Source organism: Janibacter anophelis NBRC 107843 (assembly GCF_001570945.1).
GTDB lineage: Bacteria > Actinomycetota > Actinomycetes > Actinomycetales > Dermatophilaceae > Janibacter > Janibacter anophelis.
Genome location: NZ_BCSQ01000010.1, coordinates 42,651 through 69,437 on the forward strand (window position 1 = coordinate 42,651; position 26,787 = coordinate 69,437).

The following is a 26,787-nucleotide window of genomic DNA, read 5'->3' on the forward strand; positions in this document are numbered from 1 at the left end:
TGCCCCTACGCTCGGCCCGTGAGCGAGGCGATCCCGCGCAAGGGCCAGCTGCGTCCGGACGCCCGGGCGCCGGTCTCCCGGATCCTCCCGACGGCGGAGGGAGAGCCCCTCGCGCGGTGGTTCTGGGTGCCGGAGTGGGACCTGCCGGAGGGGGCGGTGCACGAGGCGCTGACGCTGCCCTTCCCTGCGTGCCAGCTCGTCGTCGAGGCCGACGCGGTCCGGGCGTACGGCCCGGTCTCCCGGGCCTGGCGGCGCGACCTCACCGGGCGCGGCTGGGCCGTGGGCGCCCTGCTGCGTCCGGGGGCGGCCCATGCGCTCGTCGGCGACGTGGGCACGCTGCGGGACCGCGACACCGAGACGAAGGGGGCGACCCGCCTCCACGCGGACGTCACCCGGGTCATGGACGGCCCGGGCGACGCGGACGAACGGCACACCGCCGCAGCGCGGCTGCTCGAGGTCTGGCTCGCCACGCAGGTGGGGGCGGCGGTGGCCGCGGATCCCGACGCGGTCCCGGCCCGGCGTCTCGTCGAGCTGGCCGACAGCGACCCCTCCCTGCTGCGGGTCGACGACCTCGCCGCGCGACTGGGTGCGTCCGTGCGCACCGTGCAGCGCTTGGCGAGCACGCACGTCGGGATGAGCCCGGGGGAGATCATCCGTCGCCGCCGGCTGCAGGAGGCGGCCGAGCGCGTCCGTGAGGAGCCGGGAGCCGACCTGTCGACGATCGCCGCGGACCTCGGCTACGCCGACCACGCCCACCTCACACGCGAGTTCGGCAGGATGCTCGGCTTCACCCCGACCGGGTACCGCGCCGGGGGCACTGAGTCAGCCTGACTCAGTGTCCGGACGGCTGGGTCGCGGCACAGCCCGGCCCAGGAACGGCGAGTCGAAGAAGAAGCGCGACATCCTGGTCGCGGATCTTCTTCGAATCGCGGAGGGGGGAGGTTCCTCGTCATCGGCGGGGCCTGTCCACGGAGCGCCGACGCGACTACCGTTGGTGCATGGAGCCCCTCTCGATCCTGCGCTCGCCGCCCGTCGTCGGGCTGGCCTCGCTCGCGGCGCAACGCCTGCTGAGCCGCGGGTCGTCCACGTCACCGGCCACCTCGCTCCTCGGAGCGGCAGTCGCCGCGGCCGGCCTGGGAGTCGCGGCCGCCGGCATCCGGGAGATCCGCGCCGCTGGCACGACCCTCGATCCGACCCGTCCGGCCGACGCGAGCAAGGTCGTGCGCCAGGGCATCTATCGCTACTCCCGCAACCCGATCTACCTCGGTGACGCCCTGCTGCTCGCCGGCTACGCGATCCACCGCCGCAACCTGCTCGCCATCCTGCCGGTGGCCGGCTTCGTCGGGGTCATCGACACCTTCCAGGTCTCGGCCGAGGAGGAGGCGCTGCGCGACCGCTTCGGCTCGACCTACGGCGACTACGTGGCGAGCGTGCGGCGCTGGTTGTGACCTTGGGCGGGACCAGCCCGCGCCCGCGTCTGCCCGCGCCCGTGAGCCGGCCCGCGCCCGGGCCGGCTCACGCCAACTGCTGGCCCGAGGTCGCCTGCGTGGCCCGGTCGTGCAGGTCGACGAGCACGGCGGCGTCCCCGTCGGGAGCCGGACCGGTCACCGACAACAGCTCGCACACGGCACGGCGCGCACATGCCCGCTCGTAGTCCCTGAGCCACTTCTCCGCGATCCGCTGGGTGTCACCGAGGTACGGCCAGTTCACGCGGATCCGCGGCATGCCGACGCGGTGGGGCTTCGGCGTCAGCCGGGCCCGGGAGGTCTCGTGCAGTCCGCACAGCCGCACGTAGAGGTCGTCCGAGCCGAGGTCGACGAGGGCCGTCAGGTCGGGAGGCCCGCTCGCCATCCCGGTGATGATGACGCGCAGGCCGGCGGCAGTGCGATAGGTCCGCACCCCCAGGTCCGGGTGCGCGGCCGCCCACCGGGCGATGCGCTCGAGCGCAGGCCGGGGGTCGGGCTGCACGGTCCGAAAGAACTTGCGCTGGGGCGGCAGGTCGACGTCGGCCACGAGCAGCACGTCGGTGTTGAGCACCTCGACGCCCATGCGGTTGCGCGTCACGGCCCCGATCAGCGCACCGTCGGCCCCGCGCACCTCGTGGAGGACCTCCTCGCGCACGGGCGTGCGGGGGTAGTAGTCGAAGCCGGCCCGCCCGCGGGTCAGCTGGTCGACGGCCGCGGCGAGCCGGTGCTGCGCGCGCATGGCCGCGTCGGCGGCCGACTCGGCCGACCACCCCCAGATGCGAAGGGGGAAGCGCCGCCCCTCGTGCTCGACCTCGGCGCTCGCGAGCTGCCAGTGCTGGGGGAGGGGTCGCATGCGCCCGAGTCTGCCGGAGGTCAGTCCGACCGGTCGGCCAACCCGGCCCGGCCCAGCCACGGGCCGGTGAGCTCGGCGACCGACTGGGTGAGCGCCTTTTGCAGCAGCGGGCCGAAGGTCACCCGGCGCACCCCCGCGTCGCGCAGCTCCTGCAGGGACCCCGAGGGAGCACCGTCGACGGGGTGGGCGGTGACGTTGAGCGGCAGCGAGGTCGCCTCCATGAGGGTGGCGAGGGTGGCTGCGTCGGGGATCTTCACCGGGTAGACGCAGCGCGCACCGGCCTCCTCGCACGCCCGGATGCGGGTGATCGCCTCGGCGACGGGGTCGGGGAAGCGGTCGGTGCCGTGGAGCAGCGCGTCTGTGCGTGCGTTGATGACGAGCTCGACGCCGGCCTCGTCGGCGGCCTGGCGCAGCGCCCCGATGTAGTCGGCGTGCTCGGCCACCTCGCGCACCCGGCCCTGCGAGTGCACGGTGTCCTCGACGTTGATGCCCACCGCGCCCGCGTCGAGGACCCGCTCGACGAGCTCGGCGGCCGGGGTGTCGTAGCCGGACTCGACGTCGGCGCTCACCGGCACGCGCACGGCCGAGCAGATCCGACGGATGCCGTCGAGCGCGTCGTCCAGGGTCATCCCCTCGCCGTCCTGCTGACCGCGGGAGTCGGCGAGCGGGTGGCTGCCGATCGTCACCGCGGGGAAGCCTGCGTCGACGACCGCACGCGCGGACCACACGTCCCAGACGGTGGGCAGCACGAGGGTCTCGTCGGTGTGGTGCAGGCGGAGGAGGTCGCTGGCCAGGCTCTTGAGATCGCTCATGGCTCCACCCTCCCAACTGGCGAAGGGGGCGACAAGGCCTCAGCCGATCAGCCCAGCATCCCGGGCGAAGCGGTGCGCCTCAGATCCGCAGGTCCGCGTGTCGACACGGGTGAAGCGGGTAGTCAGCCAGCGAACCGCCCGAGAGCACAAGGAGCGCACGATGAGCGAGACCGAGATCGAGACTGTCGCCACGATCATGCGGGAGACGAGGATCGCCGTCCTCACCCACGTCGAGGACGGACGTCTGGTGTCGGTGCCGATGGGCACCCAGGACCTCGACGACCCGGGCACGATCCACTTCATCACCGAGGCCGACACCGACAAGGTGCGGGCGATCGCGGCCCACCCCGAGGTCAACATCGCGTACGCCACGGACGACGGCTGGGTGAGCGTCAGCGGCACGGCCCGACGCAACCACGACCGGGAGCTGCTCGAGCGGCTGTGGGACGCGTCGGCGGGGGCCTTCATGGAGGGCGGTCCCGATGACCCCAACAGCACGCTGATCACGGTCACGGCCGACACCGCGCGCTACTGGACCTCGCCCGGCACGGTGGCGACGGTCGTCCAGATGGCCAAGGGGCTCGTCAGCGACGGGCGGCCCGACCTCGGCGACACCGGCACCGTCAGCCTCTGATCGATGCCCCGCGCCCCCGACGGGTCGCGCCGCCCCGCCCGGGGCGACGACGCGCGCTCGTCGTGGGATGCGCGTAGCGTCATACCCGTCCGAAGCTCCACTTCCCCGGTGCCCGACGGTGGTCGTCAACCTCCGTCGCATGGAGGACAGCATGACCACGATCTCTCCCCGACCCGACCTCGCTGCGCTGACCGAGCGGTTCCTCGCCGTCAGGGCACGGACCGACCGACTCACCCGGGACCTCGGTCCCGAGGACCAGACGCCCCAGTCGATGACCGAGGCCAGCCCGACGAAGTGGCACCGAGCCCACACCACGTGGTTCTTCGAGGAGTTCGTCCTCGGCGCCGACCCCGCCTACCGGCCGCGCGACCCCGCCTTCCGCTACCTCTTCAACAGCTACTACGAGGCCGTGGGGGAACGCCACCCCCGCGCCGCGCGCGGACACGTGACCCGCCCGGGCGTCGCCGAGGTCGCGGCCTACCGCCAGGACGTCGAGCAGCAGCTCGTCGCCCGGCTCGAGGCCGGGACCCTCGACGAGACCCTGCTCGACCTCGTCGAGCTCGGCTGCCACCACGAGGAGCAGCACCAGGAGCTGCTCCTCATGGACGTCAAGCACCTCCTCTCGGGCAATGTCCTCCAACCGGTCTACGTCGAGCGGGCGCTCGACCCCGACCCCGCGGCCGACCCGGTCCCGCAGCGCTGGACGCACGTGCCCGGAGGGGTCACGCACATCGGCGACGACGGCAGCGGCTTCGCCTTCGACAACGAGCGCCCGCGCCACCGGGTGTGGCTCGACGATGTCGAGGTCGGCGCCCGCCAGGTGACCAACGCCGAGTGGGTTCAGTTCATCGACGACGGGGGCTACGAGCGCCCTGACCTGTGGCTCTCCGACGGGTGGGCGACCCTGCAGGCCACGGGCTGGGACGCGCCCGGCTACTGGCGCCGGGACGACGACCACGGCTGGACGACCTTCACCCTGTCGGGACGCCGTCCGGTGGTGGCCGCCGAGCCGGTGTGCCACATCTCCTTCTTCGAGGCCGATGCCTTCGCCCGGTGGGCGGGCCACCGCCTGCCCACCGAGCAGGAGTGGGAGGCGCGCGCCGTGAGCGGTCACCAGACGCACGGCGGTCTGCTCGACCCCGAGCGCTGCCACCCCGGGCCGGCGGCCGAGGTCACCTTCGGCGACGTCTGGGAGTGGACGGCGAGCGCGTACCTGCCGTACCCGGAATTCGAGACGGCCCCGGGCGCCGTGGGCGAGTACAACGGCAAGTTCATGAACGACCAGCACGTCCTGCGGGGAGCCTCCGCGGTGACCCCGCCGGACCACCCGCGCACGACCTACCGCAACTTCTTCCCGGCCGCGTCCCGGTGGGCCTTCTCCGGACTGCGACTCGCCCGGTGAGCCGCGCCGAGCTCGAGGCCGACCTCCGCTCCGGCCTCTGGTCGCACCCGCCGACCCTGCCGCCACGCTGGTTCTACGACGAGCGGGGCTCCCGCCTCTTCGACGAGATCACCACCCTGCCCGAGTACTACCCGACGCGTGCCGAGCAGGAGATCCTCACCCACCGCAGCGGCGAGATCATCGCGCTGAGCGGCGCGCGGAGCCTGCACGAGCTGGGGGCGGGCACGGCGACCAAGACCCGTGAGCTGCTCGACGCCCTCACCGCGCAGGGGCGCTCCGCGCTCTACGCGCCCCTCGACATCAGCAAGGAGGTCCTGCTCGAGGCCGCCGACCGGCTGCGCGTGGACTACCCGGACCTGAGGGTCGAGCCGGCGGTCGCCGACTTCCACCACCTGCCACCGCTGTCGGGGGAGCCGGGCGAACGCCTGCTCGTCTTCCTCGGCGGCACGATCGGCAACTTCGAGGAGGACGAGCGCTCCGGGTTCCTCGACATGGTGCACGCGGCCCTCGCCCCCGGTGACCACCTGCTCCTCGGAGCCGACCTCGTCAAGGACCCGGACCGGCTCGTCGCGGCCTACGACGACGGGGCAGGCGTGACCGCGCGCTTCAACCTCAATCTCGTCGACGTCATCACCCACACCACGCCGGTCACGGGTCTGTCCCGCGACGACCTCGTCCACGAGGCCGCGTGGGACGACCGTGCCTCGCGCATCGAGATGCGGCTGCGTGCGGTGCGCGACATCACGGCCGACTTCACCGGGATCGGTCGCACGTGGCGCCTGGCGAAGGGTGAGTACCTGCGGACCGAGATCTCGCGCAAGTTCGACCTCGGCCTGCTCCGTGACGAGCTGACCGAGCACGGCTTCGAGCCGGTGAGGAGCTGGATGGACGCGGCGGGCGACTTCTCGCTGACGCTCGCCCGGGTCGCCGGCCGTGACGACGGCACGCCGTGACCCGCACCGTCCTCGAGCGCTTCCACGGGCGCATCCTCGGGGCGGGCAGCAGCAGCGGGCTGCGGCTGGTGGTCGGCGACTGGTGGGCCTCGCCCCTCGGGGCCTTCACCGATGTCATGGTCGCGACGCCCGACGACCGTCGGGTCCTGCTGGCCCCGGACGACGACGTCGCGCAGTACGTCGCCGCGACCTACTCCTTCGACGAGGTCCGGGTCGGCCCGGTCACCCTGCAGGCCGACGACGACGTGTGGCGCCTCGACGCAGGCCCGCTGCGGTGCACGATCGGTCTGGGAGAGCGCACGGCGATCGGCCGGCTCCTGCGCCCCGTGCCCGAGCGGGTGGGGCGCAGCCGCGCCTTCGCTCATCTGGCCGACCCGATCGCGCGGCGGCTGCTGCCGGGGGTGCGCACCGTGGGCAGCGCCGGTGGTGGGCGGCGCGAGTACTACGGGGCGCACGACCAGCGGCGGGTGACCGCGCTGTCCGGCACCTGGTCTGGCCAGGGCCTCGGCGACCTCGCCCCGGTCACGCCGCCGCCACGATTCGGCTTCAGCTCCACACCCGCGTCGCCGAGCCTGACGCGGGTGACGACGACGGTCGAGCGAGGCGTCGAGACGGCCTGACGGCCCCGATCAGGGCAGCGTGATGCCCGACCCGGCGAGCACCTGGCGCAGGACCGCGGTGTGGGCGACCCGGGACGTGGCCGTGCGACCCAGCGCGTTGCCTGCACCGTCGTGCACCTCGTAGGCGGTGTTGTCGTCGTCCTTGACGACGCGGAACCCGGCCACGTCCCCCATGGAGATCGTCTTGCCTGCGATGGTCAGCGCGTCGCGCCGCAGCGTGATGTCACCGAAGTCGAGTGCCTCGCCCTGCGCGAGGCGCTGGGGGGCGGCCTGCAGCAGGGCCGTGTGGGCGCGCTGGGCCAGAGCATCGCGGAAGGCCGGCGACTCGTCCGTCGTCAGCATGATGTCGCTGCGGCCGCTGCCGACCCAGTTGAACGAGCGGGTGGTGTCGCCGAGGAAGTACTGGACGTCCGCGAAGGGGACGCTCGAGCGCGCCCCGCGGTTCACGACACCCAGCTGGTCCGGGTAGACCAGCAGCGCCGTGGCGCCCTTGGGCCGGGACATGACGAGGGCCAGGACCCCGACGATGACGAGCGCGGCGCAGATGACGGTCCACAGCGGGCTCATCCCGGAGGCGCCCTGCATGTGGAAGAAGAGGAATCCGCCCGCACCGAGGAGGGCGATCGCGCAGATCCCCCCGAAGACGGGCACCAGCAGGCCTCGGTCGACGTGGCTGTGCTCGGGACGCTCCTGTGCCAGGGCCGAGACGAGCGCCCGGTCGCGCCGCCAGGTGGCCAGCAGCAGGGCGATGACGACGAGGGCGCCGAGCAGGACGAGCAGCCCGCCGAGCTGGAATCCGCGCAGCGTGCCCTCGGCGCCGTCGAGCACGGTCTGGAAGTCCTGGGTGTAGCTGCCGGTGCCGCCGCGGCGACTGGAGTCGCCGGTGGTGCACGTGTCGCCGGGTGCCATGGTCACCCCGTGGCAGCTGGCGACGGCCTTGGCGGTCAGGCCGCGCAGCAGCAGCCCGAGGCCCACCAGGGCCACCACTCCGAAGAAGATGATCGCGCCCAGCGGCGGCTTGCTGAACTGGTCGACGTCGGGTCCGGAGGTGGGTGCAGCGGTGGGCTGTGCGCTCATGGCGCACAAGGTAGTCCACCCGGTCGTCGACCGCGCACGGGCCTCGTGTCGCACCCGACGCGGCGAGCAGCTCGCCTCAGGTCGCCTCGTCGTAGCGCGCCAGGGCCTCGAGACGCTCCTGCGCGTGGTCGACGATCCGCTCCGGGTAGTCGTGCGCGTATCCGTCGTCGTGCTTCCACGGCTCGTGCGCTGCGGCGCCCTCGAGATGGGCCAGCTCCGGCACCCACCGGCGCACGTACGCACCGTCGGGGTCGAAGCGCTTGCCCTGCGTGACGGGGTTGAAGACACGGAAGTACGGCGACGCGTCCGTGCCGGTGCCGGCGACCCACTGCCAGCCGTGGTTGTTGGACGCGAGGTCCCCGTCGACGAGGTGCTCGAGGAAGTGCCGCGCGCCGACGGGCCACCACACGTGCAGGTCCTTGGTGAGGAAGCTCGCCGTGGCCATCCGCACCCGGTTGTGCATCCATCCCTCGCCGAGCAGCTGGCGCATGCCCGCGTCGATGATCGGGTAGCCGGTGCGCCCCTCGCGCCACGCCTCGATGGCGTCCTGCGGTTCGTCGTAGCGAAGGGGGAGTGGCCGCAGGTCCTGCCACGCGGAGTCCGGGTTGGCCCAGAGCACGTCGGCGTAGAACTCCCGCCATGCCAGCTCCGTGCGGTAGGTCTGCGCCCCGTCGCCGCGCTCGTCGCGCAGGTCGTGCAGGAGCTGGCGGGGGTGGACGACCCCGAGGTGCAGGTCGGCGGACATGCGCGAGGTCCCCTCGACGGCCGGGAGGTCGCGATCGTGGTCGTAGTCGGCCAGCGCCTCGTCGCGGAAGCGCTGCCAGCGCCGCCTCGCGGCGTCCTCGCCCGCGGTCGGCAGGTCGATCGGGCACTCGCGGGCCGCCTTGTCGAGCATCGCCTCGACCCGGCCGTCGGTGTCGGCCTCGACCCACTCGACGCCTCGCGGCGCACTCGTCGGCGCGTCCCAGCCGTGCTCGCGCCACGCGGCGGCGAAGGGGGTGAAGACCTTGAAGGGGGTGCCTCCCTTCGTCCGCACCGTGCCGGGGTCGACGGCATAGGGCGAGCCGGTGGCCACACCCTCGACGCCGATCTCGCGCAGCGCGGCGACGACCCGACGATCGCGCTCGACGCCGCCGGGCTCGTTCTCCCGGCTGACGTGGACCGAGGTGGCCCCGACCTCGCGGGCGACGCGCGGCACGACCTCCGCCGGGTCGCCGAGGCGGATGACGAGACGACCGTCGAGCGACGCGTCGAGCGCCCGCAGGGTGGCGGCCAACCACGCGGTCTTCGCCGCGCCGGCCGGCCCCCACATCGACGGGTCGATGACGAAGAGGGGCAGCACCGCGCCGCGTGAGGCGGCCTCCCGCAGGGCGGGGTGGTCGCGTAGGCGCAGGTCCCGTCGGAACCACATGAGTGAGGTCGCCATCAGAGGCGCACGATCATCTTGCCGGTGTTGGCTCCCTCGAGCAGGTCCATGAAGGCCTGCGGAGCGCCCTCGAGCCCGTCGCGGAAGGTCTCGTCGGCCTGCAGCAGGCCGTCCTCGAGCCAGCTGGCAGCGCGCTCCCGGTACTCGGCGGCCAGCTGTGGGTACTGGCCGACGATGAACCCGCGCAGCGTCAGGCCCTTGCCGATCGCCTGCGCGAGGTTGCGCGGTCCGGGCACGGGGTCGGTCGCGTTGTACTGCGAGATCGCGCCGCACATCGCGACCCGCCCGTGGAGGCGAAGGGAGGAGATCGCTGCCTCGAGGTGGTCGCCGCCGACGTTGTCGAAGTAGACGTCGATCCCGTCGGGAGCGACCTCGCGCAGGCTCTCGCGCACGGGCGCCGTCTTGTAGTTGAAGCCGGCGTCGTAGCCGATCTCCTGAAGCCGAGCGACCTTGTCGTCCGAGCCGGCGGAGCCGACGACCCGTCCGGCACCCAGGGCGCGCGCGACCTGCCCGGCGATCTGCCCCACGGCCCCGGCCGCACCGGAGACGAAGACGGTGTCGCCAGCGCGCATCTCGGCGACGGCGGTGAGACCCACGTAGGCGGTGAGACCCGGCATCCCGAGGACCCCGAGGTAGGCGGACGCGGGGGCGCGGTCGGTGTCGACGACCGTGGCCGACTCGGCCGGCAGGACGGCGTGGTCCCGCCAGCCGGCGCCGTGCAGGACGTGCTGGCCGACGCTCACGTCGGCGGACCGGGAGGCGATGACCTCACCGACGGCGCCACCCTCGAGCGGGGCGTCGACGGCGAAGGGGGCGACGTAGGACTTCACGTCGTTCATCCGGCCGCGCATGTACGGATCGACGGACATGACGACATTGCGCACCACGACCTGGCCGTCGGTCGGCTCGGGCAGGTCGACGGTCTCGAGGCGGAAGTTGTCGCTCGTCGGGGCGCCGGTCGGGCGTGAGGCGAGGACGATCTGGCGGGTGCTGGTGGGGGTGGTGCTCATGGGCCTCAGTCCTGGGTGACCGTGACGGTCACGTCGATGTTGCCACGGGTGGCGTGGGAGTAGGGGCAGACCTCGTGGGCCCGGTCGGCGAGCTGCTGGGCGATCTCCCCGTCGAGGTGCGGCAGGGTGACCTCGAGCTCGACGGCCAGCTGGAATCCGCCGTCCTCGGTCGGACCGATGTGCACCCGGGACCCGACCGATGAGTCGGTGATGTCCGCGGAGGCCTGCCGCGCGACCATCTGGAGCGCGGAGTGGAAGCAGGCGGCGAAGCCGACGGCGAAGAGCTGCTCGGGGTTGGTGCCATCGCCCGACCCACCCATCTCCCGGGGGATGGCGAGGTCGAGATCGAGCTGGCCGTCCGCGCTGCGGCCGTGGCCGTCGCGACCGGCGCCGGTGGCAAGAGCCTCTGCGGTGTAGATGGTCTTCATCGTGGTGCTCCTTCAGGTGGTGGGTTGATCGAGGTGTGCGGCGGACTCGCAGAAGCGCTGGGCGAGCTCGCGCAGGGTGGCCAGCTCCTCCGGCTCCATGTCGACGGCGTCGTGCAGGCGGCGCTGGATCGCCGCGACCTGCGACTCGAGGTCCCGGCCGGCGGTGGTCAGGTGGACGGTCACGCGGCGGGCGTCCCCCCCTTCGCGACGACGCTCGACGAGCCCACTGGCCGCCAGCCGTGTGAGCAGGGGGGAGAGGGTCCCGCTGTCGAGGTGCAGCGCCTCGCCGAGCTCGGAGACGGTCCGGCCGTCGCGCTCCCACAGGGCGAGCAGCGTGACGTACTGGGTGTACGTCAGCCCGATCTCGGCAAGGGCCTCGCGGTAGGCGGCCGTGGCCGCCCGCGCGGCGGAGTAGAGGGCGAAGCAGATCTGGTGGTCGAGCTGCTGGTTCGTCTGCACCAGACAACTATTGCACGCAATTCAATTGCGCACAACATAAAAGCATGCTCGACACGACGGGTGGTCCCACGAGCACATGACGGGGGCGGAGGCGGTCGAGCTCTACCGGCAGCACATCGCCCGCAGCGACGAGGTGCCAGCGGGCACCAGGACCTCATCGTGACCAGCGGCTGAGGGCGCCGGGTCCGTGCGTCAGCCCGGCTGCTCGACCGTCTCCTGCACCGGTCCCTCGGCGCTGGTCTCGACGACGGGTTCTCCGTCGGCAGGCGGCATGCCCGGGTCGACGGACTCGGTCGGCGGGGTGGCGAACTCGTCCTCGGTGCCCGGACGGTGGTCGGTCCCCGGGTAGCGGCGCAGGTCGAGCGTCACCGGGTAGTCGGTGACCGCCGGTCCCAGGCCGGAGTGCGGCTCGGGCAGGGTCGAGACGTCGATCGGCCCCGGGGTGTGGTCGCCGGCGACGAAGCGTGCCGACCGTCGTGCCTCGGCCGAGGCGGCGTTGACGGGGAAGCTGTCGTAGGCCACCCCGCCCGGGTGCGTGACGTGGTGGGTGAAGCCGCCGAGCGAGCGACCGGACCACCGGTCGACGAGGTCGAAGGTCAGCGGACCGTGGACACCGATCGTCGGGTGGAGGGCCGAAGGGGGCGCCCACGCCCGGTAGCGCACGCCACCGACGAAGGCGCCGGTGCTCCCCTTCGCCCCGACGGGACCGCCCCACCCTTGCTCGGCGACGGGGACCATCGGCACGGGCACGCCGTTGCACGTGATGACGTGCCGGCCCTCGACGAGGCCGACGGCGCGCACCTGGACCTTTTCGACCGACGAGTCGACGTAGCGCGCGGTGCCGAACTGGCTGACCTCCTCGCCGAGGACGTGCCACGGCTCGATGGCCGAGCGCAGCTCGAGCTCGACACCGGCGACCGTCGTGTCGCCGAGGCGGGGGAAGCGGAACTCGAGGAAGGCGTCGAACCACGCCGGGTCGATCTGCCCGGCGCCGACCCGCTCGAGGTAGCGGTTGAGGTCGTCGATGACCTCGCGCAGGTCGGCGGCGACGAAGGCGGGCAGCAGGTACCGGTCGTGCAGGCGGGTGCCCCAGTGCACGAGCGACCCGGTGTACGGCTCGTCCCAGAAGCGCGCGACGAGCGCCCGCACGAGCAGCGCCTGCAGCAGCGCCATCCGCGGGTGCGGCGGCATCTCGAAGCCGCGCATCTCGAGCAGCCCGAGCCGGCCGCGCTCCGAGCCGGGCGCGAAGAGCTTGTCGATGCAGAACTCGGCCCGGTGGGTGTTGCCCGTGATGTCGGTGAGCAGGTGCCGCAGCAGCCGGTCGGCGAGCCAGGGCCGGGTGTCGCGCTTGGGTCGGTGGGTCTCGTCGAGCGGATCGGTGATCGCCGACTCGTCGTGCTCCATGGCGATGACGTGCTCGAGCTGGGCGAAGGCGATCTCCAGCTCGTACAGCGACTCCGCGCGACCCTCGTCGACGCGTGGTGCCTGCGAGGTCGGTCCGATGAAGCGCCCGGAGAAGAGGTAGCTCAGGGCCGGGTGGTGCTGCCAGTAGGTGATGAGCGAGCGCAGCAGGTCGGGTCGGCGCAGCATCGGGCTGTCGGCGGCAGTCGGACCGCCGAGGGTGAGGTGGTTGCCGCCGCCGGTGCCGGTGTGCGAGCCGTCGAGGTCGAACTTCTCCGTCGACAGGTGGATCTGGCGGGCGTGCTCGTACAGGCCCTCGGTCTGCTCGACGAGCTCGCCCCACGAGGCGGTCGGCGCGACGTTGACCTCGATGACGCCGGGGTCGGGCGTCACCGACATCGTGCGGACGCGGTCGTCGCCGGGCAGCGGGTAGCCCTCGAGGACGACGGGGTGTCCGATCTCGCGCGCGGCCGCCTCGACCGCGGTGACGAGGGCGAGCGCGTCCTCGAAGTCGCTGACCGGGGGCAGGAAGACGAAGAGGTGCCCGTCGCGGTGCTCCACGGCCAGGGCGGTGCGCGGGGCGTCGTCGATCGGCAGCACCCGGGCGGGAGGCACGTCGACGTCGGCGAGCGTCGCCGGGTCGAGGGCCGGCAGCGCTCCGTGCGGGGCGAAGGGGGACCGCTCCGGGACCACCGGCCCCTCGCTCCAGGCGATGGAGGACAACGGCAACCGCAGGCCGGCGGGCGAGTCGCCGGGCACGAGCGCGAGGAACCCGCGGCGGGTGCGCCAGGTCGTCGTGGCCCAGCCCTCGCCGTCCGGAGCGGGGAAGATCGGCAGCACCCATGCGGCGGGGGTGTCGGGGTCGACCTCGGTGTCGATCCGGGCGAGCGCGGCGGCGCGGCGGGCCTCGTCGGAGGCCTCCTCGTCGTCGGGTGCCAGGTCGCCGGGGGTGGGCGCCTCACCGGCCGGCCGGCGGGCCTCCTGGGCCAGTCGCTGCAGCGGGTCCTCGACGGCGGCGACGAGCTGCTCGACGGGGACCCCGGCACGTCGGGCGATGCCCACGGCCAGGTCACGGGCAGCGGCGGCGGCCGCGGGCGAGGTCGAGTCCTCGCGCTCCGGGCCCCACGGGTCGTCGAGCAGCTCGGGGTCGTGCCAGAGCGGCTGACCGTCGAGCCGGGTCGACAGCCCGATCTGCCAGCGCGGCAGCGGCTCGCCGGGGTACCACTTGCCCTGGCCGTGGTGGCGCAGCGTGCCGGGCTCGGACAGGCGTCGGGCGAGCGCCATGGCGAGCTCGCGCTTCTGCTCGCCGTCGGCGGCGGTGTGCCACTGCGGGTCCTTGGTGCCACCGGCGGCGACGAAGGTGGGCTCGCCACCCATCGTCAGGCGCACGTCGCCCTGCGTCAGCAGGTCGTCGACGGCCTCGCCGAGCTCGGTGATCCGGGTCCACTGCTCGTCGCTCACCGGCCGCGTGACCCGCGGGTCCTCGGCGAAGCGGGTGACGGTGTTGGCGAAGTCGAAGGTGACCTGCGTCGGCGCGGTCGCCCCGCTGATCGGAGCAGCGGAGACCGGGTGCGGGGTGCAGGCGAGCGGGATGTGCCCCTCACCGCACAGCAGGCCGGACGTCGCGTCGAGCCCGATCCAGCCGGCGCCGGGGATGTAGACCTCGGCCCACGCGTGCAGGTCGGTGAAGTCCTCCGCCGGTCCGTCGAGGCCCTCCGCCCCGACGGCGCCCTGGTCCGCGGTCAGCTGCACGAGGTACCCGGAGACGAAGCGCGCTGCCAGGCCGAGCTGCCGCAGCGCGGAGACGAGCAGCCAGGCGCTGTCGCGGCAGGAGCCGATGCCGCGCTCGAGGGTGCGCTGGGGGGTCTGCACGCCGGCCTCGAGCCGGACGGTGTAGTCGACCCGCTCGCGCACCGCCCGGTTGAGCCCGACGATGAAGTCGACGATGCGCGTCCCCTCACCGATCGCCGCATCGCGCGGCGCCGTGAGGACCGACGGCAGGACCTCCTCGAGCCAGGCGCTCACCTCGGCGGCGGGTCCGCTCCCTTCGTCCCCGTCGTCGACGGGCTGGAGGTAGGGCGCCAGGTCGGCACGCACCTGCTCCGGGTAGGCGAAGGGGAAGGTCGCGGCCCAGTCCTCGACGAAGAAGTCGAAGGGGTTGATGACCGTCATGTCCGCCGTCAGGTCGACGGTGATGTCGAGCCGGGAGACCTTGTCGGGGAAGACCACCCGCGCCAGCCAGTTGCCGAAGGGGTCCTGCTGCCAGTTGAGGAAGTGCTCCGCCGGCTCGATCCGCAGCGCGTAGCTCGGGATGGGTGTGCGCGAGTGCGGGGCCGGCCGCAGGCGGATCGTGTGCGGGTAGACGTGGACCGGCTCGGCGAACTCGTAGGACGTGCGGTGCTCGAGGGCAACTCGGATGGTCACCCGCCCACTGTAGGTCCGCAGGGGTCGGTCAGGTGGTGGGGCGGCTACCGGCGAGCGGTGCGGTGCGTGCCGGCGGTCACTGCTGCTCCAGCTTGGAGATGGTCGTGCGGACGGCGTGCTCCGTGACGGCCGGGTCGGGCGGGTCGTCCATCGACACGTGCGAGACGGACACGGAGTTGTGCCCGAGCTTGATCGCGACGACGTCGAGCCGGACCGTCCGCGGCCCTCTGTCACTCGGTGCCTCGAAGGTGAACCGGTAGGCGAGCGTGCGGTCCCCGAGCACGGGGAAGGACAGCGGGGAGGTCTGGTACTCCAGCCACGTCTCCTTGTCGTACCGCAGCTTGAAGCTGGCGCAGTCCGCGACGGCGTCGCCGGCCTTGTCGTAGAGCTCGTCGGGTGCGATCGACTCGTGGGAGGTGATGGACACGGAGATGAAGTCGATGGTCGAGACGGCTTCCTGGGCATAGTCGGCCCTGGCGCGCGCGTGCTCGGTGTCCGCGAGCTCGTCCCATCCCGGACCGGTCCGGGCGAGCTGAGCGCAGTGGGTCGGGTCGAAGTGCTCGACCTCCGACCCGGACGTGGCGCCGTCGTCGTCGGCGCGCCAGGAGTCTCCGATCTCCCCGGAGGTCGGCAGTGCGGACTGCAGGGCCTCCTGCTCCATGAGCCGGCCGGCGCCCGTCGGCTCGACCCCGGGCGTGGGGGTGGGCTCGTCCCGGGCCAGCGTCGGGATGCAGCCGGCGAGCGAGAGGGCCGCGACAGTGGCAGTCGCCGCGACGAAGGGGGTGGACCTGCGCCTCACCCTTGCTCCTCGAGGCCGGCGACCGCGGCGCGTGCGGCCTTTTCGGTCACCCCGACGTTGGGCGTGCCGTTGTAGGTGCCGTTGGCGACCGAGACGGTGTTTTGGCCGACCTTGATGATGACGAAGTCGATGGTCATCGTCTCGAAGGTCTGCTGGATCGTCAGCCGCAGCGCGAGGGTGCGGTCACCGAGCTGGGGGAACCCGAGTGGCGTCGCCTCGTACGAGCTGGTGTTGCCCGTGTCCTCCTGCTTGACGTCGAAGTCCGGGCAGTCGGCGATGAGCGCTCCGGCCTCGTCGAAGAGCCGGGTCGGGTACGGGTCGTCGAAGGAGTAGGCCCACACCGCCATGTGGTCGCGTCGCGTGCCGGGCGGTGGGGGGTTGTCGTCGCGCTGGAGGTTCACCTGGGCCCGGGCGCGCTGCGTCCGCATCACCTCGTCCCACCCGGGGCCCTTCTGCAGCAGGGGCGCGCACGACGAGGGGGTGACCTGGGCCGCTTGGGTCTCGGAGACGGTCTTGGCCGGGTCGTCCTCCCAGCCGGCCCCGAGGTCACCGGCCGAGGGGAGGGCGGCGCGCAGCTCCCCTTCGTCCATCGGCCGGCCGGCACCGGTGAGGGTGCCGAGGTCCTCGGAGGTGGCGCTGGACCCGGGCGTCGCCGTGGTGGTCGACGGCGTCGACGTCCCCGTGGTCGTGGGCTGGATGCGCTCTCGCAGACCGCAGCCCGACAGAGCCACGGCCACGGCGGCGGTGACGGCCAGGGCGCGCGTCGAGCGGGTCACAGGGCGGTGAGGTTGTCGACGGTGGCCCGGGTGAAGCTCTCCACCGCGGTGGGGTCGTACTCCGATGCCGGGCCCGAGCTGTACACGACGTAGACGAGGTTGTTGCCGACGGACGAGGCCGCGAGGTGGATGACCCCGCCCTCGAAGATGTCACCCTCGGTCGTGGACTCGACGCGGGTCGAGTAGGAGCGGTCACCCATCTGCGGGAAGGTCACCGGAGACAGCTTCCACGACGTCGGGCCCTGGCTGTCGATGAGCTGGAAGGTGCCGCAGGCTCCCTGGGCGGCGCCGGCGTCGTCGAAGAGCTTGTCCGGCACCGCGGTGTCGTGGCTCGTGACGGTCACCGAGAGGAAGCCGCCGTTGTCGCCGACGAACTCGCGCTTGACCGCGGCCTGCTCGTGGGTCTTGAGGTCGGTGCCTGCGGCGCCGGCGAGCCGCAGGTCGAGGCAGCTCGCCGGGTAGGCGGTGGCCTCGGGGTCGCTCTGGTCGGCGCCGTTGCCGCTGTCGGGGTCGACGGAGAAGCCTTGGGGCTGTTGCTCCACACGGGGCAGCACGCCGCTCAGCTGTTCCTCGTCGAGCTGGCCGGCGCCCACCCGCGTGGCGTCACCGTCGCCTCCGTCGTCGGCGAGCGTGGGCACGCACCCGGTGAGCAGTGCCAGTGCAGCGAGCGTGGCGGCGCCACGCCGTGCGGTGCGGGATGTCCCCATGTCCTTCCCCTTACGTCGGCCGCCGCCCAGACTACGGCCACGCCCGGCGGCGGGGGCGGGTGAGATTGCTCAGGCGGGCTCACCGCCCGGTGGTGACGACGACCCGGTCAGCGCTCCAGCCGGTCGAGCACACCCTCGGCCGTGCGCTCGAGCAGGTCCTCGTTGTCCTCGCGGTACCCGGTCACCATGCTCACGTGGAGCAGGTTGTGGCCACTGCTCACCCACAGGTGGTCCACGGCGATGTCGTGCATGCGGTCGCCGACGCGCACGCCCAGGCTCTGGTCGCCCAGCAGGGGGATGGGGGTGGTCTTCGCCTCCCACGGGCCGGTCTCGGTGTCGTTGGACGTGACGGTGTACGTGGCGCACTCGCCCACGGCGGCTCCCGCCTCGTCGAGGTGGGCGCGCGGGTAGGGCTCGTCGTGGGTCCACATCTCGACGGTGAGCAGGCTGACGCCGCTCACCCCGGAGGTCGCCGAGTAGCGCCTCTGGTCGGCCGCGGTCATGTGCTCGCGGCGGAAGGTGCGCATCTGCGGGGTGTTCAGCTCCACGGCCAGGCAGGCGGCTGGGTCCGCGGTTTCGGTGCGCTCCTCCTCGGGGTCCCGGCCACCGGGGTCGGCCGCGAAGTTGGTGGGGACCTCCTTGACGTTCGGCAGGGCGGCGGTCAGCTCGGAGCCGGTCAGCTCCTGCTGCGCCGGGCCGAGCGGCTCCGGGGTCTCGGTGACGGTGACGGTCGAGGTGGGGTCGCCGCCCGGCCCGCCGACGCAGCCGGCGAGGAGCGCCGGTGCGAGCACGGCGGCGAGGGCCGGGGCGACGAGACGGGAGGGGCGCACGGTCACGTCGCCAGGTCGTCGAGCACGCCCTGCGCGTACTTCCGCAGCCGCTCGTCATTGGTCAGCTCGTAGGTGGTCAGCATGGTGACGACGACGACCGTGTGCCCACTGCGCACCCACAGGTAGTCGTGGGCGAGGTCGACCTCCGGCCGGCCGATGCGCACGCCGAAGCTCTGGTCGCCCACGGCCGGGGTGGGGATGGAGGAGGCGTGCCACTCGGCGCGCGAGGACTCCTTGGTCGCCTGGCTGATGTGGTTGGCGCACTCGTCCAGCACGGCCCCGGCCGTGTCGAAGAACTCCTTGGGGTACGGCTCGTCGTAGGTGCGCGCGGCGACGCCGATGCGGGGCTTGGGGCGGTCGCCGTCCTCCTGCTCGTAGTAGACGCTGGCCGATCCTGTCTTGTGCGCCTCCTCGAAGGTGCGCTGCTCGGGCGTGTCCATGTAGAGCGCGAGGCAGGACGCGGGCTCTGCGGTCCGCGTGTCCTCGGAGGGCTTCGCCTCGAACTCCACCCAACCGCGGGGCGCCTCGTCGCGCGTCGGCAGCGCGGCCTCGAGCTGCTTGAGGGTCTTGGGCTCCTGCTCGGGCCGGTCGATGGCCTCGGCCGTCGGGGTCGAGGAGCTGGTGGCGGCGCTCGCCGAGGAGCTGGCGGAGGTGGGTGCGTCGGCCGAGGTCTGACCGCCGCACGCGGTGAGGGCGAGCGCGGCGATGGCGAAGGGGGCGACCCGGCTCCACGTGCGGGTCACGACGTGCCCTTCTTCAGCTCGTCGACGATGCCCTGCGTGTACTTCTGCAGTCGCTGGTCGTTGCTCTGCCGGTAGCCGGTGATCATGCGGGCGTGGATGAGGTTGTGGCCGCTGCGGACCCACATGTAGTCGATCGCGAGGTCGACGTCGGGGCGCCCGATGCGCACGCCGAAGCTCTGGTCGCCGACGGTCGGCGTCGGGATCGCGTCCGCCTGCCACTCGCCGGGCGAGTCGTCCGGCGAGATCTGGGTGGTGTGGTCCTGGCACTCGGCGAGCGCGGCACCGGCCTGGTCGAAGAACTCCTGGGGGAAGGGCTCGTCGAAGCTCCAGATGGCGATCGAGATCCCCGGCGAGCCGGGCTCGCCCGGTCGCGAGGAGAACCGGATGGCGCCGCTGTCGCCGCCGTGCTCCTTGGTGAAGTCGCGTTGCTCCTGGGTGGACATGTAGAGGGCGAGGCAGGACTCGGGGTCGGTCGTGCGCTGGCTGACCGTCGTCGTGTCGAAGCCGCGCTTGTCGATGCGGAACCCTCGGGGCGCCTCGTCCTCGGACGGCAGGGCCGCCATGATCTCGTCCTCCGTCAGCTGGCGCTGCTCGGGGCCCGCCTCCTGCGGCTCGGGGGTCTTGGTGACCGTGACCGTGGAGGGAGTGGCCGCCGGGGTGTCCTCCCCGCACGCCGCGAGCGGCAGGGCGAGGGTGGCGGCGAGGACGAAGGGGGTGAGGCGGCGCTTCATGCCGTCATGATGCCTGCTCGAGACGGTCGAGGACGTCCCGGGCGTACTCCTGCAGCAGGTCGTCGTCGTAGCTCGTGTCCGAGGGCAGGTACTTGACGACGATGACGTTGTGACCGCTGCGCACGGTCAGCTCGTCGGTGATCCGACCTCCTCGGTCCCCGTCGGCGGTGTACCTGACGCCGAGCGCGCGGTCGCCGACGGTCGGGGTCGTGAGGGCCCGGGTCTGCCAGGTCTGGGCGTCGCCGTCGATGGTGCGGGTGTACTCGCTGCACTCACCCAGACGTTGACCGGCCTCGTCGAAGAAGGTGGTGGGGTAGGGCTCGTCGTAGGAGTGGAGCGTCACGGCGAGGTGGCTGGCGATGCCCTCGGTCCACTCGGAGTAGGCGACGCGCTCCGTGACCTCGAGGTGCTCCTCCTCGAAGGCCGCGGCCTGCGACGTGCGCCGCTCGACGGCCGCGCACTCGGCCGGCTCGTAGGTCCGCTCGTCGTCGGTGACCGGGCTGGCGTTGACCGCCCACCCCTTCGGCAGGTCCTCGAGGGTGGGCAGGGCCCCCTTCGCCGTGGTCGCGTCGACCTGCTGCTGCTCCGGGCGGTCCAGGACCTCGGGGCTGGTCTCAGCCGCCGTCGCCGCGCTCGTCGACGAGGACGCGGCGGGTGCCGGCTCGTCGTCGCCGCAGGCGGTGAGCACGAGGGCAGCGGCCACGGCGATGCCGGCGAGGGGTCGGCGGGCCGGGCTCATGAGGTCTTGAGCTCCTCGAGGATGTCCTCGGCGTAGCTCGTCATCAGCTCGCCGTCGTAGGTCTCCTCGTGGCTGAGGACCATGACGATGATGAGGTTGTGCCCGCTGCGCACGTAGAGCCGGTCGGTGTAGGAGCCCGACCTGTCGGAGGTCAGCCGCAGGCCGAAGGAGCGGTCGCCGAGGGGCGGCACCGAGATCGCCTCGACGTGCCGGGTGGTGGTGTAGTCGTTCTGCGTGTGCGTGTAGGTGCCGCAGTCGGTGACGTGCTGCCCCGCGGCGTCGAGGAGCGAGGTGGGGTAGGGCTCGTCGTGGCTCTCGATGTAGGTGGCGGTGATGAGGTTGCCGTCGCCGATGTACTTGCTGAAGCGGGCCTGCTCCCTGACCACGCGGTGCTCGTCCGTGAAGGCGTTCGCCGCCTGCGAGTCGAACTCGACGTCGGCGCACTCCGCGGGCTCGTAGCTGATCGGGGCGTCGCTGAAGGTCGAGGAGTCGATGGCCCACCCATCGTCGGGCATGTCGTCGAGGGTCGGCAGGGCCTCCTGGGCGGTCGTGGCGTCGAGCTCCTGCTGCTCCGGCTTGTCGAGCACCTCGGGTGAGGTCTCGGTCGGCACCTGCCCCTCCTGCGTCGTCGACTCGGGCGGGGGCTCCGGCTCGTCGCCGCAGGCGGCGAGGAGCAGGCTGCCGGCGACCAGCAGCGGTGCCGCGAGCCGGGTGGCCCGCCGGGCGGGTCGCGTCATCGGGGCTGCCACGTGCACACGCAGGCCTCGTTGCCGTCGGCGTCGGCGAGCACCCACCACGACGGGGCGAACTCGTCGGTGACGAGGCGGCCGCCCGCGGCGACGACCGTGTCGACCCGCGCCTGCGCCTGGTCGTGCGGGACGTAGACGTCGAGGTGGATCCGGTTGCGGCCCTCCCGGGCCTCGCTCTCCTGGAACCAGATCTCGGGCATCTGGCCGTCGGGTGACGGGAGGCTGTCGGCGTCCCCCTTCGCCTCGCCGTGGCCGGTGAGGGCCGTCCAGAAGGGGCGAATGCGGGCCGCGTCGGCGGTGTCGATGCCGATCGTCATCGAGGTGGTCACCTCGGGGACCGCCTCGGCGCCGACGTCGGCGGCGATCCGGCTGATCGCGCCGGCGAGCTCGAGGTCGCGGGGGCTCAGCCCACCGACGTCGTGGCTGACCAGCCGCAGGCCGACCCAGTTGTAGCGCAGGTCGATGTCGGGGTGGTGGTCGGCCTCGTCCGCCGCCTTGGCGATGCGGTTCACGAGGTCGAGGGCGGCTGCGTAGTCCTTGACCTTCAGGCGGGTGCGGAGCATGCCGTCGACCTCCCGCCAGTCGCGGGGGGCGCGCTCGGCCACCTGGGTGCTGGTGAGGACCTCGGAGTCATCGCTCATGTGACCCACGTTAGACGCCGCGCACCTGTTCGGCAGCGGGTCCCGTCGGTAGCCTCGCCGCATGACGGGCGCCGCCTTCTTCGACCTCGACCGCACCCTGCTGCCCAAGGCCTCCGGCCCGGCGCTGTCCGCCGCGATGCGGCAGACGGGGGTGGTCTCGGCACGCATGCCCGGGGAGTCGCTGCTCTTCGGCTACTTCAACCTGCTCGGGGAGTCACTCGGCTCGATCGCGCTGGCCCGTCAGGCGGTGCTCGTGGCGAAGGGGAGACCCTCCGACGCCTTCGACGAGGCGGCGCTGCTCGCCGCCGACGTGCTCGAGCCGATGGTCGGGCCCTTCGCCCGGATGCTCATCGCCGAGCACAAGGAGGCCGGTCGGCCCGTCGTGCTGGCCACGACCACGCCGGAGCACCTCGTGCTCCCGCTCGCCGAGCGGCTCGGGATCGACGCCGTCATCGCCACGCGCTACGAGGTCGGCGAGGACGGCCGCTTCACCGGGCGCAACGACGGCCACTTCGTCTGGTCGATGGGCAAGATCGCCGCGGTCCGCGAGTGGGCCGAGGAGGAGGGCATCGACCTCGACCAGTCCTTCGCGTACTCCGACTCGATCTATGACGCGCCGCTGCTGCGCGCCGTCGGCAATCCCGGAGCGGTCAACCCGGACCCGCGGCTGCAGGCCCTCGCCATCGCGGCCCGCTGGCCGACCCTGCACTTCGACACCTCGCCGGGTGTCCTCAAGCTGCCGGTCCTCGGCATGGAGCTGCAGCGGGCGGTGACCCTGCTCAGCCGACCCGAGGTCTTCCCGTACGCGAAGTTCACCATCCGCGGCGCGGAGAACGTGCCGGCCACCGGCCCCGCCATCATGGTCGGCAACCATCGTTCCTACTTCGACGTCGTCGCGATGGCGGTGGCGATGAACCGCACCCGGCGCACGGCGCGGTTCCTCGGCAAGAAGGAGCTCTTCGACATCCCCGGGGTCGGCAGCTTCTTCCGGGCCGGTGGTGGCATCAGCGTCGACCGGCGCGGTGACGACCCGGACAGCCCGGATGCCTTCGCAGCAGCCGTGCGCTCCCTCGCCGGCGGCGAGATCGTCGCGATGATGCCGGAGGGGACGATCCCGCGCGGCATCGAGTTCTTCCGGCCGGGCATGTCCGGGTTCCCCGGGGCGGCCCGCTTGGCCCACCTGTCCAAGGTGCCGGTCATCCCCTTCGCCATCACCGGGACCGAAAAGGTCTGGCCCCGCTCGTCGCGGATCCCGCGCGTCACCAACCTCCTCGGCCGACCGGAGGTGACGGTGACCTTCGGCGAGCCGGTCGAGCTGAAGTACCGGTCCGTGCCGCGCGACATGGAGCGGATCTTCGACGCGATCACCTCGATGCTCCCGGACGAGGTGCGCGAGCCCGCGCGCCCGACGCTCGCCGAGCTCGCGCTGACCTACCCCGACGGCAAGGTGCCCGACGAGGACCGCTGGTTCGCGGTCGACGGGGAGTGACGGAGGGGGCGGCCGCCGGCCGCCCCCTCCGCACCTCTCCCCCGGAGGTCACTTCAGCGAGACCGTCACGCCTCCGCTGAACATCGAGTCGTGCAGCTCGATCTCGGCCGGCTGGGCGTCGGCCGGCATGTCGTAGACGAGGGTCCCGCTGGCCGTGTTGCCCGGGTTGATCTCGTTCAGCCACACGTCGTTGTCCTCCATGGCGATCGCGGCGCCGCTGTCGGTGCTGAACGAGCGGCCCTGGCCGTCCTTGAGCTTCTGCTCGGAGTCGAAGAGGGTCTGCGACTCGTCACCGATGTTCTTCACCGTGATGTGGACGAGGACGAACTGGCCGTCGGCGGACTCGCTGAAGAACTCGGAGCCGACCTGCTCGACGCCCTCCTCGACCTTGGTCACGGTGAACTCGAACTTCCCGTCGCGCGCCGGGGAGCCGATACCGGGTGCCGAATCCTTCTGCGGCTCGTCCGCGGTCGACGTCTTCTCCTTGGGCTCCTCCTCCTTCGCGGGCGATGCCGCATCCTCGCTCGAGGAGCTGTCGACCGACGTGGTGTCGGATGTGGTGTCGGATGCGGTGTCGGCGCCACCGGCGGCGAGCACGGCGAAGCCACCGCAACACACGATGACGACGAGCACGATGCCCAGGAGGACGGACAGGGCCTTGTTGCGGGCGAACCAGCTGCGCTGGACCGCGGGGACGGGCGGGTTGGTGGGCTGCCACTCGGGCTGGGGCTGCTGGGTCATCGTGACTCCTGGGTGCGGCGGTGGGTGATGCCGCAGATGCAACCGTGGGGCGGGGGTGGCGCACGTCGGCCGAACGGACAGACCTCGTCGACCGAAGGGAGGAGCCACGTTGTCCTCCCTCGCTCGTACGATGCCCGGCATGGACGCGGAGACGGTGCGACGCTGGGGGCGGGCCACGTGGTGGCGCTCGGTGCTGTGGACCGTCGCGTGCTTCCTCAGCACCACGCTCGCCGTTGCCTCGGGGGAGCCGCGCGCGGACCGCGGCGCCGGCCGGGTGCCGGACGAGATGGCCGGTGGGCTGTGGCTGCTGTTCTGGGTCATCGGGATGCTGCTCATCGTGCTGATGTGGTGGCGGCGACGCTGGTCCTGGCAGGTGGCGCTCGTCGCCTCGCTCGTCACGATCGCGATCCCCATCGACCCGCTGGTGTCACTCGTCGTGCTCATGCAGGTGTGGATCCGATGCCGCTGGGCCGTGGTGGCCGGGTGCACCGCACTGGTGACGGTCGCGACCTTCGTGGCGACCTGGCGCGACACCCGCGGGCACTCCCAGCTCGAGTCGGTCTGGTGGACCGTCCTCGGGACCGACCCGAGTGCGACTCCCGGGCCCTTCCCGTGGTGGGTCCCAGTGCTCATCACGGTGGTCGTGGTCGCCCTCTTCGCCGGGATCGGCGGACTGCGCCGGGAGCTGGCCCGCAGCCGCGCCACCGGTGAGGGGCACCGGGTCGTCGCAGCCCGACTCTCCGACGAGGTGGTGCGCCAGGCGGAGCGGGAGCGCATCGCCCGCGAGGTCCACGACGTCATCGGTCACCGCCTGTCCCTCCTGTCGATCCACGCGGGGGCACTCGAGGCCAACACGCGTGAACAGGACGAGCGGCTCGCCGGGTCGGCGAGCTTGGTGCGCGAGTCCGCGGCCCAGACGGCCTCCGACCTGCGGTCGCTGCTCGAAGTGCTGCGTCGGCCTGATGACCCCGATCTCGCCCATGCGGTCCCAGGGCTCGACGCCCTGCCCGGACTCGTCGACGAGACCGTCGCCCACGGGATGCCCCTCGTGGCGACGGTGGTCCTCGACGGCACGACGACGCTCGATCCGGCCGTCGGACAGACCGCCTATCGCGTCGTGCAGGAGCTGCTGACCAATGCGCGGCGCCACGCTCCGGGTGCCGGGGTGCGCCTCGCGGTCGCCTCGCGCCCCGACCTCGGCGTGACCGTGGAGGCGGCCAACCGCACCGGCTCGGGGCACATCGTCGAGGGCAACGGCCTGACCGGGCTGCGGGAGCGGGTCGCCCATGCCGACGGCGAGACGCACGTGCATGTCGACGACGAGGGTGTCCTGCGCGTTGCCGTGCGGCTGCCCTGGCGGGCCGCGCTCACGACGACGGAGGTGCCGCTGTGAGCGAGCAGATCCGGGTCCTCCTCGTCGACGACGACCCGCTCGTGCGCTCCGGCGTGCGCCTGATGCTCGAGGCATCGCCCGACCTGGCCGTCGTCGCCGACGTCGGGTCGGGGGAGGAGGCGGTGACCGCCATCCAGGCCCACCGCCCCCATGTCGTGCTGCTCGACTACCGGATGCGCGAGCTCGACGGGATCGCGACGCTCGGTGAGATCCGCCGACTCGAGAGCCCGCCCAAGGTCGTGCTCCTCACGACCTTCGATCTGGGCGACCTGCCCCTGCGGGCGGTGCGGGCGGGGGCCGACGGATTCCTGCTCAAGACATCCTCACCCGACGAGATCGTGCGAGCCGTGCGGGATGTCGTGGCCGGGCACGCGCCCCTGTCACCACAGTCCGCCGGTCACGTCCTCGCCCACGTCCGCGATGACGTCGCGGGCCGCCGCCGCGCGGAGGCCGCTCGCCTGGTGGCCGAGCTCAGCGACCGTGAGCGGGAGGTGTGCGTCCTCATGGCCCGGGGGGAGACGACCGCCGGTGCGGCCGGGCGGCTCCACCTGTCGGAGTCCACGGTCAAGACGCACCTGCGCAGTGCGGAGCTCAAACTCGGTGTCGGGTCGAGGGCCGAGCTGGCGATCCTCGTCGACCGGGCGGGGTTGATCGGCTGATCAGTCGCCGGCCGCGTCGATCTCGTCCATCGCGGTCTGGGCCTCGGTGACGATGCGTCGCGTGGTCTCCTCGGCCAGCTCGGGGTGCCCGTCGCCGATCGCCGCGGCGACCTCCACGTGCCAGTCGATGGCGCCCTGCTCCGGGATGTCGGGCATGAGGTCGTGGTCGGTGCGCCCGGTGAGCGCCTCGGCGACGAAGGGGGCGAAGCCCGCCAGCAGCGCGTTGCCGGAGGCCTCGAGCAGGGTGCGGTGGAAGTCGATGTCGTGCTCGAGGTAGGTGCGCAGCTCCCCCTTCGGCCCGGTCTCGGCCATGCCCGCGGCGGCGGCGCGCAGTCGCTCGATCTGCTCAGGGGTGGCCCGCTGGGCGGCCAGCCAGGCCGCCTGCGGCTCGACGCCGCGGCGCAGCTCGCTGACCTCGCGCAGCTGGGCGAGGCGCTGGGGTCCCTCGAGGCGCCAGTGGATGATCAACGGGCTGAGCGACTCCCACGCGCTCTCGGGCTGGATGGTCACGCCGACCCGTCGCCGTGACGTGGCCACGCCGATCGACTCCAGCACCTTGATGACCTCGCGCACGACGGTGCGCGAGACGCCGTAGCGCGCCTCGATCTGCTCCATCGAGAACACGTCGCCCGCGCCCAGCCGACCCGAGGTCAGGTCGGCGCCGATGCGCGTCAGCACGCTGTGGTGCAGGCCCCCACCCTGGTTCATGAGCCGGATTGTCTCAGAAGGGATGCTGCACCTCCAAAGAAAGAGATGATGATTGGTTGCATATTAAGCATACGTTTGGGACAGTGGTGCGGCGGGACCCCGCCCGCCGACGCCACC

28 protein-coding genes are annotated in these 26,787 nt (G+C 72.5%); 9 read left to right on the forward strand and 19 right to left on the reverse strand.

Going from position 1 to position 26,787, the window contains the following annotated elements; translation table 11 throughout:
• Positions 1 to 18: 18 nt before the first annotated feature.
• Both JAN01S_RS04105 and JAN01S_RS04110 read left to right on the forward strand, forming a co-directional pair.
• Positions 19 to 831: an AraC family transcriptional regulator gene (locus JAN01S_RS04105; protein ID WP_068314096.1), complete on the forward strand. Its 813-nt coding sequence runs from the start codon at positions 19 to 21 to the stop codon at positions 829 to 831.
• Between the two features lie 167 nt (positions 832 to 998).
• The gene (locus JAN01S_RS04110; protein ID WP_068314099.1) at positions 999 to 1,448 is read left to right on the forward strand and encodes a methyltransferase family protein; all 450 of its coding nucleotides are present in this window, start codon (positions 999 to 1,001) and stop codon (positions 1,446 to 1,448) included.
• 67 nt (positions 1,449 to 1,515) lie between these two features.
• Here JAN01S_RS04110 and JAN01S_RS04115 read toward each other — a convergent pair whose 3' ends face one another.
• A complete protein-coding gene (locus JAN01S_RS04115; RefSeq protein ID WP_068314102.1) occupies positions 1,516 to 2,319 on the reverse strand; it encodes a hypothetical protein in 804 nt (267 codons plus the stop codon).
• Positions 2,320 to 2,339: 20 nt separating this feature from the next.
• Positions 2,340 to 3,131 (reverse strand): isocitrate lyase/PEP mutase family protein, encoded by a 792-nt coding sequence (locus JAN01S_RS04120; protein WP_068314105.1) that lies wholly within the window; start codon positions 3,129 to 3,131, stop codon positions 2,340 to 2,342.
• Between the two features lie 160 nt (positions 3,132 to 3,291).
• On the opposite strand from JAN01S_RS04120, the gene JAN01S_RS04125 reads away from it, so the two are divergent.
• The 4 genes from JAN01S_RS04125 to JAN01S_RS04140 all read left to right on the forward strand — a co-directional run bounded on the left by JAN01S_RS04125 (position 3,292) and on the right by JAN01S_RS04140 (position 6,740).
• A complete protein-coding gene (locus JAN01S_RS04125) occupies positions 3,292 to 3,765 on the forward strand; it encodes a pyridoxamine 5'-phosphate oxidase family protein (RefSeq protein ID WP_068314109.1) in 474 nt (157 codons plus the stop codon).
• 151 nt (positions 3,766 to 3,916) lie between these two features.
• On the forward strand, positions 3,917 to 5,167 hold the full coding sequence (gene egtB / locus JAN01S_RS04130; protein ID WP_174522270.1) for an ergothioneine biosynthesis protein EgtB: 1,251 nt from the start codon (positions 3,917 to 3,919) through the stop codon (positions 5,165 to 5,167).
• Positions 5,164 to 6,120, forward strand: a complete 957-nt coding sequence (gene egtD, locus JAN01S_RS04135; RefSeq protein ID WP_068314112.1) for an L-histidine N(alpha)-methyltransferase — start codon at positions 5,164 to 5,166, stop codon at positions 6,118 to 6,120. The genes egtB and egtD overlap by 4 nt, the downstream gene beginning before the upstream one ends.
• Complete coding sequence (locus JAN01S_RS04140) at positions 6,117 to 6,740, forward strand: hypothetical protein (protein ID WP_068314115.1); 624 nt, start codon at positions 6,117 to 6,119, stop codon at positions 6,738 to 6,740. The genes egtD and JAN01S_RS04140 overlap by 4 nt, the downstream gene beginning before the upstream one ends.
• Before the next feature lie 9 nt (positions 6,741 to 6,749).
• Here JAN01S_RS04140 and JAN01S_RS04145 read toward each other — a convergent pair whose 3' ends face one another.
• From JAN01S_RS04145 to JAN01S_RS04215, 15 genes are all read right to left on the reverse strand, one after another.
• On the reverse strand, positions 6,750 to 7,817 hold the full coding sequence (locus JAN01S_RS04145; RefSeq protein ID WP_068314118.1) for a hypothetical protein: 1,068 nt from the start codon (positions 7,815 to 7,817) through the stop codon (positions 6,750 to 6,752).
• Positions 7,818 to 7,893: 76 nt separating this feature from the next.
• Positions 7,894 to 9,243 carry a cryptochrome/photolyase family protein gene (locus JAN01S_RS04150; RefSeq protein ID WP_068314120.1) on the reverse strand — a complete coding sequence of 450 codons (1,350 nt, stop codon included), beginning with the start codon at positions 9,241 to 9,243 and terminating at the stop codon, positions 7,894 to 7,896.
• The gene (locus JAN01S_RS04155; protein WP_068314123.1) at positions 9,243 to 10,253 is read right to left on the reverse strand and encodes an NADP-dependent oxidoreductase; all 1,011 of its coding nucleotides are present in this window, start codon (positions 10,251 to 10,253) and stop codon (positions 9,243 to 9,245) included. Before JAN01S_RS04155 ends, JAN01S_RS04150 begins: the two co-directional genes overlap by 1 nt.
• A gap of 5 nt (positions 10,254 to 10,258) precedes the next feature.
• Positions 10,259 to 10,681, reverse strand: coding sequence for an organic hydroperoxide resistance protein (locus tag JAN01S_RS04160; RefSeq protein WP_068314126.1), 423 nt, complete (start codon positions 10,679 to 10,681; stop codon positions 10,259 to 10,261).
• A gap of 12 nt (positions 10,682 to 10,693) precedes the next feature.
• Positions 10,694 to 11,140, reverse strand: a complete 447-nt coding sequence (locus JAN01S_RS04165) for a MarR family winged helix-turn-helix transcriptional regulator (RefSeq protein WP_068314129.1) — start codon at positions 11,138 to 11,140, stop codon at positions 10,694 to 10,696.
• A gap of 192 nt (positions 11,141 to 11,332) precedes the next feature.
• Entirely contained in the window at positions 11,333 to 14,965 is a 3,633-nt protein-coding gene (locus JAN01S_RS04170) for a transglutaminase family protein (protein WP_084360019.1), read from the reverse strand.
• 76 nt (positions 14,966 to 15,041) lie between these two features.
• Entirely contained in the window at positions 15,042 to 15,764 is a 723-nt protein-coding gene (locus JAN01S_RS04175; protein ID WP_068314132.1) for a hypothetical protein, read from the reverse strand.
• The gene (locus tag JAN01S_RS04180) at positions 15,761 to 16,540 is read right to left on the reverse strand and encodes a hypothetical protein (RefSeq protein ID WP_068314135.1); all 780 of its coding nucleotides are present in this window, start codon (positions 16,538 to 16,540) and stop codon (positions 15,761 to 15,763) included. Before JAN01S_RS04180 ends, JAN01S_RS04175 begins: the two co-directional genes overlap by 4 nt.
• Positions 16,537 to 17,247: a hypothetical protein gene (locus JAN01S_RS04185; protein ID WP_068314138.1), complete on the reverse strand. Its 711-nt coding sequence runs from the start codon at positions 17,245 to 17,247 to the stop codon at positions 16,537 to 16,539. The genes JAN01S_RS04180 and JAN01S_RS04185 overlap by 4 nt, the downstream gene beginning before the upstream one ends.
• Before the next feature lie 107 nt (positions 17,248 to 17,354).
• A complete protein-coding gene (locus JAN01S_RS04190) occupies positions 17,355 to 18,083 on the reverse strand; it encodes a hypothetical protein (RefSeq protein WP_068314141.1) in 729 nt (242 codons plus the stop codon).
• Complete coding sequence (locus tag JAN01S_RS04195; RefSeq protein ID WP_068314144.1) at positions 18,080 to 18,820, reverse strand: hypothetical protein; 741 nt, start codon at positions 18,818 to 18,820, stop codon at positions 18,080 to 18,082. The genes JAN01S_RS04190 and JAN01S_RS04195 overlap by 4 nt, the downstream gene beginning before the upstream one ends.
• Positions 18,817 to 19,551, reverse strand: a complete 735-nt coding sequence (locus tag JAN01S_RS04200; RefSeq protein ID WP_068314147.1) for a hypothetical protein — start codon at positions 19,549 to 19,551, stop codon at positions 18,817 to 18,819. The genes JAN01S_RS04195 and JAN01S_RS04200 overlap by 4 nt, the downstream gene beginning before the upstream one ends.
• A 4-nt stretch (positions 19,552 to 19,555) precedes the next feature.
• Entirely contained in the window at positions 19,556 to 20,290 is a 735-nt protein-coding gene (locus JAN01S_RS04205) for a sensor domain-containing protein (RefSeq protein ID WP_068314150.1), read from the reverse strand.
• On the reverse strand, positions 20,287 to 21,027 hold the full coding sequence (locus JAN01S_RS04210) for a hypothetical protein (protein ID WP_157075591.1): 741 nt from the start codon (positions 21,025 to 21,027) through the stop codon (positions 20,287 to 20,289). Before JAN01S_RS04210 ends, JAN01S_RS04205 begins: the two co-directional genes overlap by 4 nt.
• The gene (locus JAN01S_RS04215) at positions 21,024 to 21,680 is read right to left on the reverse strand and encodes a 4a-hydroxytetrahydrobiopterin dehydratase (protein WP_084360020.1); all 657 of its coding nucleotides are present in this window, start codon (positions 21,678 to 21,680) and stop codon (positions 21,024 to 21,026) included. The genes JAN01S_RS04210 and JAN01S_RS04215 overlap by 4 nt, the downstream gene beginning before the upstream one ends.
• Positions 21,681 to 21,741: 61 nt before the next feature.
• On the opposite strand from JAN01S_RS04215, the gene JAN01S_RS04220 reads away from it, so the two are divergent.
• The gene (locus tag JAN01S_RS04220) at positions 21,742 to 23,169 is read left to right on the forward strand and encodes an HAD-IB family hydrolase (RefSeq protein WP_068314156.1); all 1,428 of its coding nucleotides are present in this window, start codon (positions 21,742 to 21,744) and stop codon (positions 23,167 to 23,169) included.
• 48 nt (positions 23,170 to 23,217) lie between these two features.
• On the opposite strand, the gene JAN01S_RS04225 is transcribed toward JAN01S_RS04220, so the two are convergent.
• Complete coding sequence (locus JAN01S_RS04225; protein WP_068314159.1) at positions 23,218 to 23,910, reverse strand: DUF4352 domain-containing protein; 693 nt, start codon at positions 23,908 to 23,910, stop codon at positions 23,218 to 23,220.
• 139 nt (positions 23,911 to 24,049) lie between these two features.
• Here JAN01S_RS04225 and JAN01S_RS04230 point away from each other — a divergent pair, with 139 nt between their 5' ends.
• Positions 24,050 to 25,303, forward strand: coding sequence for a sensor histidine kinase (locus tag JAN01S_RS04230; protein WP_068314162.1), 1,254 nt, complete (start codon positions 24,050 to 24,052; stop codon positions 25,301 to 25,303).
• Positions 25,300 to 25,962 carry a response regulator transcription factor gene (locus tag JAN01S_RS04235; RefSeq protein ID WP_068314165.1) on the forward strand — a complete coding sequence of 221 codons (663 nt, stop codon included), beginning with the start codon at positions 25,300 to 25,302 and terminating at the stop codon, positions 25,960 to 25,962. The genes JAN01S_RS04230 and JAN01S_RS04235 overlap by 4 nt, the downstream gene beginning before the upstream one ends.
• On the opposite strand, the gene JAN01S_RS04240 is transcribed toward JAN01S_RS04235, so the two are convergent.
• A complete protein-coding gene (locus JAN01S_RS04240) occupies positions 25,963 to 26,670 on the reverse strand; it encodes a FadR/GntR family transcriptional regulator (protein WP_068314168.1) in 708 nt (235 codons plus the stop codon). It lies immediately after the preceding gene.
• Positions 26,671 to 26,787 lie beyond the last annotated feature (117 nt).